The 8,557-nt window shown below is 72.5% G+C and carries 6 protein-coding genes and 1 pseudogene; 3 read left to right on the forward strand and 4 right to left on the reverse strand.

Annotated elements, in window-relative coordinates; genetic code table 11:
* The 3 genes and pseudogenes from GVN67_RS26690 to GVN67_RS26700 all read right to left on the reverse strand — a co-directional run.
* Positions 1–397, reverse strand: a pseudogene (locus tag GVN67_RS26690) (hypothetical protein); the annotation flags it as partial.
* 97 nt (positions 398–494) lie between these two features.
* On the reverse strand, positions 495–1,586 hold the full coding sequence (locus GVN67_RS26695; protein WP_160000356.1) for a glycosyl hydrolase family 8: 1,092 nt from the start codon (positions 1,584–1,586) through the stop codon (positions 495–497).
* A 90-nt stretch (positions 1,587–1,676) separates the two neighbouring features.
* Entirely contained in the window at positions 1,677–2,381 is a 705-nt protein-coding gene (locus GVN67_RS26700) for an alpha/beta fold hydrolase (RefSeq protein ID WP_160000357.1), read from the reverse strand.
* Between the two features lie 308 nt (positions 2,382–2,689).
* Here GVN67_RS26700 and GVN67_RS26705 point away from each other — a divergent pair, with 308 nt between their 5' ends.
* The 3 genes from GVN67_RS26705 to GVN67_RS26715 all read left to right on the forward strand — a co-directional run bounded on the left by GVN67_RS26705 (position 2,690) and on the right by GVN67_RS26715 (position 7,195).
* A complete protein-coding gene (locus tag GVN67_RS26705) occupies positions 2,690–4,516 on the forward strand; it encodes a DEAD/DEAH box helicase (protein ID WP_160000361.1) in 1,827 nt (608 codons plus the stop codon).
* Positions 4,517–4,673: 157 nt separating this feature from the next.
* Entirely contained in the window at positions 4,674–5,861 is a 1,188-nt protein-coding gene (locus GVN67_RS26710; protein WP_160000358.1) for an acyl-CoA dehydrogenase, read from the forward strand.
* Between the two features lie 212 nt (positions 5,862–6,073).
* A complete protein-coding gene (locus GVN67_RS26715) occupies positions 6,074–7,195 on the forward strand; it encodes a class I SAM-dependent RNA methyltransferase (RefSeq protein ID WP_235035536.1) in 1,122 nt (373 codons plus the stop codon).
* On the opposite strand, the gene GVN67_RS26720 is transcribed toward GVN67_RS26715, so the two are convergent.
* Positions 7,196–8,557, reverse strand: a 1,362-nt coding sequence (locus tag GVN67_RS26720) for a hypothetical protein (protein WP_160000360.1), incomplete at its 5' end; no start/stop codon positions are given. It lies immediately after the preceding gene.

Consider the following 8,557-nt stretch of genomic DNA (forward strand, 5'->3'; position numbering starts at 1 on the left):
GGGCGGGCGCGATTTCCGCAGGCTTTTCAACGACCGCGGCCGGCATGACGGGCGCCTTGGCCAGCAGCGCCGCCAACGGCGAGGCTGCCGCGGTCACCTGCGGCGCCAGCACCGGCGTGGCCGGCGTCGAGGCCGGTGGCGGCGCGGCCGGCGTCAGCGGCGCCGTGCTGGCCAGCACCGGATTGGGCAGGACGGGGGTCGAGGCTGCCGGCGGCGCGGTATCCGGCTGCGGCATGGCAACGGGGTCTGGCGCGCCGAAGGACGCCAGGCTGTCACGCAGCGCGGGTGACGTGCCTCCCTGCTCCTCGCGGACGGGCTGGTTGCCGAAGGACCGGTAGCGGATCCCGGGGGCGCGCAGCGCAGCCACAACGCGGGCGACGTCGATATCCTGGCCCATAAGCCGCCTTAACTCCTTCGGGGAGCACAGAATGCCCTCTCGGCGCCGCGCACGAAACCACATATTCGCAAGCGTGGCCCGAACATATTTTGAGATTCTACGCTTTTTCCGGCAAAGCGGCCAATGTGAGCAATTTTAAGACAGATGAATAATAATCATCCCGGGCGAAAGGCGGATTTTGCCGGGCCGGCGGGCGCTCGCCGAGCTGCTCCATGACGTAGCCGCCGAGTCCGCGCAGCCCCGGCGCCGCGGCATAGGGGCCGATCCGATTCGTCGTCAAATCCACCCAGGCCGGCCATTGCCGGTGCGCCGGGTCGCTCCAGAAGCGCGCGGCGGCCAGCGCCCCCGGCTCATCCGCCAGCCCGGCCCAGCAGAGATACAGCGGCACCCGCACCGCGTCGTAGGAGAAGCGCGGCGGCCAGCGGGCCGGCAGCGACAGCGCGCCATCGGCCCGCGCCACGGTCAGCCAGTCCGGCGGCAGGCCCCAGCGGCCGAAGCGGGCGCGGCGCAGCAGCCGCAGCCCGTCGCCGGCCAGCGCCAGCCAGGCCGGGTCGGGCACCGCGCGGGCCAGCACGCCCAGGATCGGGAAGGCATAGTAGGACGGGTTGACGGTGACGCTGTCGGCCGCCTCGAAGCCGTGCAGCGCCGGCAGCAGCAGGGTGCTGCCGGCGACCTGGCGCAGCAGCAGCCGCAGGATGTCGCGGGCGATGGCGGCGCCGGCCTCGGTGAAGCCGGCCTCCGGCCAGCGCCGCCCGGCCAGCAGCAGCGCCGCGCCGATGAACAGGTCGCCATCGGTGGCGTTGTTGCGGTCGGGCACCGCATCGCCGCGGTCGGGGATATAGCGCCAGGCCGCCAGCCGGTCCTGCGGCCGGGTCAGCCAGCGCCGGGTCCAGGCCCAGATCAGCTCGAAACCGGCGCGGTCGCCGGCGCGCTCGGCGCAGAACAGCGCCCAGCCCTGCCCTTCGGAATGCGAGACATTCTGGTTGCCGGTATCCACCACCCGGCCCTCGGGGCGCAGGAAGTCCTGGCGGAACTGCGCCCAGCCGGCGACCAGCGCGGCCGAGGGCGCCGCCCCTGCTTGCGGCACGCCGCCCAAAGGCTGCCCACCCAGGGGCGAGGCGGCATGCGCCGTCGCCGCGCCCAGCACGCCCCAGCCGCCCAGCATCCCGCGTCGCGACAACCCCACCATGGCGGCAGGCTAGCGGCGCGGGATTTACCAGGAGCTTGCGACGGCGCGGCGGCGCGGTGGCTCAAGCGGGGGTGGCTCAGGCCGAATGGCTCAAGCCGGCGTGGCGAGCCAGTCGCGCAGCAGCGCCGTGCTGGTCTCCGGCTGCTCCATGGTCGGCAGGTGGCCGGAGCGGGCGATGCGGGCCAGCCGGGCGCCGGGGATGCCGGCGGCGATCTCCTCGGCCAGCTCGGGCGGGGTCAGGATGTCCTGCTCGCCGACCGCGACCAGCGTCGGGCAGCTGATCTGCGCCAGCAGCGGCCGGCTGTCGGGGCGCTGCAGGATGGCCAGCTGCTGGCGCAGGAAGGCGTCGCGGCCGACGCGGTCGGCCATGGCGCGCACCTCGTGGCCGAGCGGGCCGTCCACCGCCTCCGGATGCAGCAGGCTGGGCAGCAGGCGCGGCGTCACGCCACGGAACTGGCCGGTGCGGGTCAGCGCCATCAGCCCGCGGCGGCGCCGCGCGGCCTCCGGCGCGTCGGGCCGGGCGGAGGTGTCGAACAGCGCCAGATGCGTCACCCGGTCGGGCACCAGGCGGAGGATCTCGAAGGCGACGTAGCCGCCCATCGACAGGCCGGCGAGGGCGAAGCGCTCGGGCGCGCCGTCCAGCACCCGCAGCGCCATGGCGCGCAGCGTGTCGTCCTGCGTCAGGTCGGCGACCCGGCAGTCGGCCAGGCCGTCGAGGCCGGCGATGGTGTCGCGCCACAGCCGCGCGTCGCAGAGCAGCCCGGGCAGCAGCAGCAGGGGATGGGGGTTCGGCATGGTGTCCGAGGGTTACGCCTGCCGTGGCGATCCGGCAACGGGGCGGCGATCGTGGCGAAAGCACCCTGCGGGGCTGGGAAAGCACCCTGCGGGGCCGGGAAACCGCCCTGCCGGGCCGGGGAAAACCTTGCCAAGCCGATGCGAGCGGCGCATATGCGGGTCTCGGATGCCGGAGAATGGGCTGCGCGGGTCTCGCGTGGCGGGCCGGCACGCATCCCGCCGCCCGCCGGCGAAGGAACCGACTGCCCTTGAGCGATCAGCCTGACGTGACCGCGCCCCGCGTGGCCGAAACCGAGCATTCCGACGCCATGCCCCCCGACGCCCCGGTCGAGGTCGCGCCGCCGCGCGCCACCTTCGACGATCTGGGCCTGTCCGAGCCGCTGCTGCGCGGCGTCGCCGAGGCCGGCTATGTCCACCCGACGCCGATCCAGGAACAGGCCATTCCGGTCGTCCTGATGGGCCGCGACGTCATGGGCTGTGCCCAGACCGGCACCGGCAAGACCGCCAGCTTCGTCCTGCCGATGATGGACATCCTGGCCGGCAGCCGGGCCAAGGCGCGCATGCCGCGCAGCCTGATCCTGGAGCCGACGCGCGAGCTGGCGCTCCAGGTCGCCGAGAACTTCGTCAAGTACGGCACGCACATGAAGCTCAATCATGCGCTGCTGATCGGCGGGGAGAGCATGTCCGACCAGCGCGACGTGCTCGACAAGGGCGTCGACGTGCTGATCGCGACGCCGGGCCGGCTGCTCGACCTGTTCGAGCGCGGCCGCGTCATGCTGGCCGACTGCAAGGTGCTGGTCATCGACGAAGCCGACCGCATGCTGGACATGGGCTTCATCCCCGATGTCGAGCGGATCGTCAGCCTGCTGCCGCCGCTGCGCCAGACGCTGTTCTTCAGCGCCACCATGGCGACCGAGATCCGCAAGCTGGCCGACGCCTTCCTGCAGAACCCGAAGACCATCTCGGTCTCCGCCCCCGCCTCCGTCGCGACCACGATCACCACCGGCGTGGTCTTCGTGCAGGAGCAGGACAAGCGCGAGGCGCTGCGCCGGCTGATCCGCAGCCAGGAAGTGCAGAACGCGCTGATCTTCTGCAACCGCAAGCGCGATGTCGACGTGCTGCACAAGAGCCTGGGCAAGCATGGCTTCAAGGTCGGCGCGCTGCATGGCGACCTAGCGCAGTCGGTCCGCTTCGCCACGCTGGAGAAGTTCAAGGCCGGCGAGCTGCAGCTGCTGGTCTGCTCCGACGTCGCCGCGCGCGGCATCGACATCGGCGGGCTGAGCCACGTCTTCAACTTCGACGTGCCGTTCCGCGACGAGGACTATGTCCACCGCATCGGCCGCACCGGCCGCGCCGGGCGCGAGGGCCATGCCTTCAGCATCGCGACCGCCGACGACGTCAAGCTGATCACCGCCATCGAGACGCTGACCGGCAAGCCGATCCCGCGCATCGAGGTCACCGGCCTCGACGTGGTGACGCCGGAAGAGCTGGCCGAGGCGGCCTCCGCCCCGCGCGGCGGGCGTGGCCGCGGCAAGCCGCATGGCAAGGACGCCAAGGGTGGCCGCGGGCGCAGCGAGCCGCGGGGCGAGCAGCGCGGCGAAGCGCGCGCCGAGGCGAAGCCCGAGGGCCGTGGTGGCGACAGCCGGCGCGGGGGCGACAAGGAAATCGTCCGCCGCGGCGTCAACCGCCAGCGCGACGAGGTCGAGGATCTGGGTGGCGAGACGCCGCCGCGCGAGGAGCCCCGCCGTGACGAGCCGCGCCGCGAGGAGCCCCGCCGCGACGACCGTCGCCGCGAGCGCGAGGACCGTCCCCGCGACGAGCGTCCGCGCGAGGCGCGCGAGGATCGGCCGCGTGACGAACGTCCCCGCGAGGATCGCCCGCGCGACGAGCCGCGCCGCGAGAGCCGTGGCCGCGACGAGAGCCGCCGCGAGGAACCGCGCCGCGAGCGGGAGGGTCGCCGCGAGGAGCGTCGTGACGACCGCCGCCGCGACCGCGACGATCTCGGCCCCGCCGTGCAGGGCTTCGGCGACGCCGTGCCGGCCTTCATGCTGATCCCGATCCCCCGCCCGCAGCGCGATACCGCCCCGGCCGAGTCGGCCGGCGGCAACGCCGAGCTGGGCGCCGAGGCGGCCTGAGACCGACCCGCCGCCGCCCTTCGGGGCGGCGGCGGCGTTTCCGGGCCTGGGCTTCGGGCCCGCCCCCGCGCCTGCTGGCCCATTGCGTCGGGGCAGCGCCGGCGCCAATCTCCGGCCCCTTACGTGCCGCAGCAGCCGCCTGCAGGAGAGAAACCCCATGAATGCCGTGACCCAGACCGCCAAGCCCAGCTTCGTGTGGGACGACGCCCTGCTGCTGGAAGACCAGCTCTCCGAGGATGAGCGGCTGATCCGCGACGCGGCCCGCCAGTACTGCCAGGAGAAGCTGTTCCCGCGCGTGCTGGAAGCCAACCGCCATGAGGTCTTCCACCGGGAGATCATGAACGAGTTCGGCGAGATGGGCTTCCTGGGCGCGACCCTCGACAGCCATGGCTGCGCCGGCGTCAACTATGTCTCCTACGGGCTGATCGCCCGCGAGGTGGAGCGGGTCGACAGCGGCTATCGCTCGGCCTTCTCGGTGCAGTCGTCGCTGGCCATGTTCCCGATCTGGGCCTATGGCGCCGCCGAGCTGAAGGACCGGCTGCTGCCGGGCATGCAGAAGGGCGAGCTGATCGGCTGCTTCGGCCTGACCGAGCCCGATGCCGGCTCCGACCCGAACTCGATGCGCACCCGCGCCAAGAAGGTCGATGGCGGCTACCTGGTGTCGGGCTCGAAGACCTGGATCACCAATTCGCCGATCGCCGATGTCTTCGTGGTCTGGGCCAAGGACGAGGCCGGCGACGTGCGCGGCTTCGTGCTGGAGAAGGGCATGAAGGGCCTGGCGGCGCCGAAGATCGAGGGCAAGTTCAGCCTGCGCGCCTCGACCACCGGCATGATCATGATGGAAGAGGTCTTCGTCCCCGAGGGCAACAAGCTGGATGTGAAGGGGCTGAAGGGTCCGTTCTCCTGCCTCAACCGTGCCCGCTACGGCATTGCCTGGGGCGCGCTGGGCGCTGCCGAGTTCTGCTGGCACGCGGCGCGTTCCTACACCATGGACCGCAAGATGTTCGGCCGTCCGCTGGCGCAGACGCAGCTGATCCAGAAGAAGCTGGCCGACATGCAGACCGAGATCACGCTCGGCCTGCAGAGCGTGCTGCGCCTGGGCCGGCTGTTCGACGAGCACCGCGTGGCGCCCGAGATGATCTCGCTGTGCAAGCGCAACAGCTGCGGCAAGTCGCTGGATATCGCCCGGATGTCGCGTGACATGCATGGCGGCAATGGCATTGCCGACGAGTATCACGTGATCAGGCATGCGATGAACCTCGAGGCGGTGAACACCTATGAGGGCACGCATGACGTGCATGCGCTGATCCTGGGCCGCGCCCAGACCGGCCTGAACGCGTTCTAAATTGACGGGAGGTCCAGGAACCTCAGGTTCCTGGTCGGGGGTCCAAGGGGGGCAGATGCCCCCCTTGTCTTGTTTCTAGGGGTTGTTGTGCTGTGGAAGTGCTGATCGACGGTCTTGGTGCCGCTGGCGACGGTTTGGCCGTCGCACCTGATGGTGCCCGCCTGTTCATCCCGGGCGTGCTGCCTGGCGAGCGGGTGCGTGTGGAGGGCCCGGTGGTGCTCACCCCCAGCCCCGACCGCGTCGATCCCCCCTGCCCGCATTACGGTCCTTGCGGCGGCTGCGTGACGCAGCACCTGGCGCTGGGTCCGTACTCGATCTGGAAGCGCGCCCGCCTGATCGAGGCGCTGGAGCGGGCCGGCTTCCGCGACCCGCCGGTCGCCGCCACCGAGGTGACGCCGCCGGCCACGCGGCGCCGCGCCGACCTGGCGTTGAAGCGCCGCCCGGATGGCAGCGTGGCGCTGGGCTTCCATGCCCGCGGCGACAGCGCCCGGGTGGAGGATCTCTCGACCTGCCACGTGCTGGACCCGCGGCTGGTGGCGCTGTTCGAGCCGCTGCGGGCGATGCTGCGCAGCCTGGCCTGCTTCCGGAAGGAAGGCTCGGCGATGCTGAACCTGCTGGACAGCGGGCCCGACCTGCTGCTGCGGCTGGACGGCACGCCCGGGGTGCAGGAGCGGACGGCGCTGGCCGCCTTCGCCCAGGCGCATCGCATTTCGCGGATTTCCGGCAGCAGCCTGAAGGGCCTGGTGGCGGAGACGCTGGCGCAGGTCAGCCCGGTGGCGATGCAATTCGCCGGGGTGTCGGTGACGCCACCGGCCGGGGCCTTCCTGCAGGCGACGCCGCAGGGCGAGGCCGCCATCATCCGCGCCGTGCTGGCCGGGCTGCCGAAGAAGCTGACCAACAAGTCGCGCATCGCCGAGCTGCATGCCGGGCTGGGGACGCTGTCGTTTCCGTTGTCCGCCGTGGCGCGGGTCGCGGCCTATGAAGGCGCGCCCGAGACCGTCGCCGCGCTGGATGCCGCGGCGCGCAAGGCGGGCGGCCGGGTGGTCGCTACCAAGCGCGACCTGGTGCGGCAGCCGCTGTCGCCGAAGGAGCTGGAGGCCTTCGCCGGGCTGGTGCTGGACCCGCCCTTCTCCGGCGCCGTCGAGCAGATGCCGGCGCTGGCGCGCAGCAGCCTCGGGCGGATCGTCTATGTCTCCTGCAACCCGGCGGCGCTGACGCGGGATGCCAAGACCCTGCTGGGGGGCGGCTGGCGGATCGAGGCGGCGACGCCGATCGACCAGTTCCTGTGGTCCGCCCAGCTCGAGGCCGTGGTGGTCTTCGCCAAGGGCAAGTAGCTACCCCGCCTCGTCGCCCCAGGGCACGTCGAGGTCGCGCAGCATGGCGGCGACCTCCGGATGGCCGCGCTGGTCGACCAGGCCGAAGCTGGGCTCGCGGCTCCAGACCAGGAACTGGCCGTTGATGAAGACCGGCACCGCCTCGGCGTTCAGCCGGCGCAGGAAGGCGCGGCCGAGCTGCGCCAGCCCGCCCTTGCGCACCACCACCCAGTCGGGCTGCGGCTCGCCGGGGGCGGTCGGCGTGCTGCGGGCATGGGGCAGGACAGCGGCCAGCGCCGCGGGGGCCAGCAGGCTTTCGTGGTCCAGCCGGCGCTCGGCCAGGAAGTCGACCACCTCCGCCCAGGCGCGGTCGGTTTTCGGAAAGGTCGCGGGCTCGGGGTCGTCCTGGCCGGCGCGCAGCCGCAGGCGGCGGTGCAGGTCGTCCAGCAGCGCCATCTGCGAGGGGCGCGGCGGGCGGATGAAGCCGGCGCGGACCACGGCCTGGGCCTCGGGCAGATGGTGGTTGTCCAGCAGGCAATGGGCGAGCTCGAGGCGCAGCTGGGCGGTCGCATTGCCGGCGATCAGCGCCTGGCGCAGCACGCGCAGCGCGATGGCCTCGCCGGGCGGGCCCGGGTGGCGGCGGCGCATCAGGGCAGCCAGCTGCCGGGCATAGCTGGCGCAGACCAGGCGGCGCGGGCGGACCAGCGGGCGCAGCAGGGCGTCGGGCACGCGGCCGGTGTCGAGGGCCGCCTGCAGCATCGGCCGCACCCAGCCGGTGTCGACGGCGAAGCCGATCGAGTCATGGTTGACGAGCGGGGTCAGCACGCGCTGCACCGGGCCGGCCGCCTCGATCAGGGCGGCGTGGCGGGCATCCTCCTCGAAGCGGGGGTCGTGGAACAGCAGGGCCTGGCCGGCGATGTCGCCGGGGGCGATGCGCATGCCGGCATGCAGCTCCGGCCGGTAGCAGTCGCGGCTGCGGCGGAAATCGAAGTCGCCGACATCGTCGGGATGCACCGAGGCCTGGGGCGAGAAGGCCAGCACCACGTCGGCGCGCAGCCGGGCGCTGTATTTCAGCGCGGCATAGGCGCCCATGCTGAAGCCGTAGAGGATGATGCGCCTGTGGCGGTCCAGCACCGGCTGCAGCCTGGGCAGCAGCTCCGCCATGTCGCCCTGCGGGAACCAGCCGGCGGAATAGTCGGTCAGCCCCAGCACCGAGACGCCGAAGCGCGCCAGATAGGCCGCGCCCCAGATGTCGCGCGCCGGCTGGCGCGGGGCGATGGAGACGATCAGCGCCTCGCTGCCCTTGTCGCGGTAGAGCGCGGCGACGCGGCCGGTGTCGTGCAACAGGTCAGGCGGGGCGACGCCAGGGGCAGCGGCGGGGGC

Origin of the sequence: Roseomonas sp. 18066 (assembly GCF_902706185.1) — a bacterium.
Classification (GTDB): domain Bacteria; phylum Pseudomonadota; class Alphaproteobacteria; order Acetobacterales; family Acetobacteraceae; genus Pseudoroseomonas.

Coding starts and splice junctions, on each gene's coding strand:
- GVN67_RS26695 (WP_160000356.1), bottom strand. CDS start 1,586: ATGGTGGGGTTGTCGCGACGCGGGATGCTGGGCGGCTGGGGCGTGCTG.
- GVN67_RS26700 (WP_160000357.1), bottom strand. CDS start 2,381: ATGCCGAACCCCCATCCCCTGCTGCTGCTGCCCGGGCTGCTCTGCGAC.
- GVN67_RS26705 (WP_160000361.1), top strand. CDS start 2,690: ATGCCCCCCGACGCCCCGGTCGAGGTCGCGCCGCCGCGCGCCACCTTC.
- GVN67_RS26710 (WP_160000358.1), top strand. CDS start 4,674: ATGAATGCCGTGACCCAGACCGCCAAGCCCAGCTTCGTGTGGGACGAC.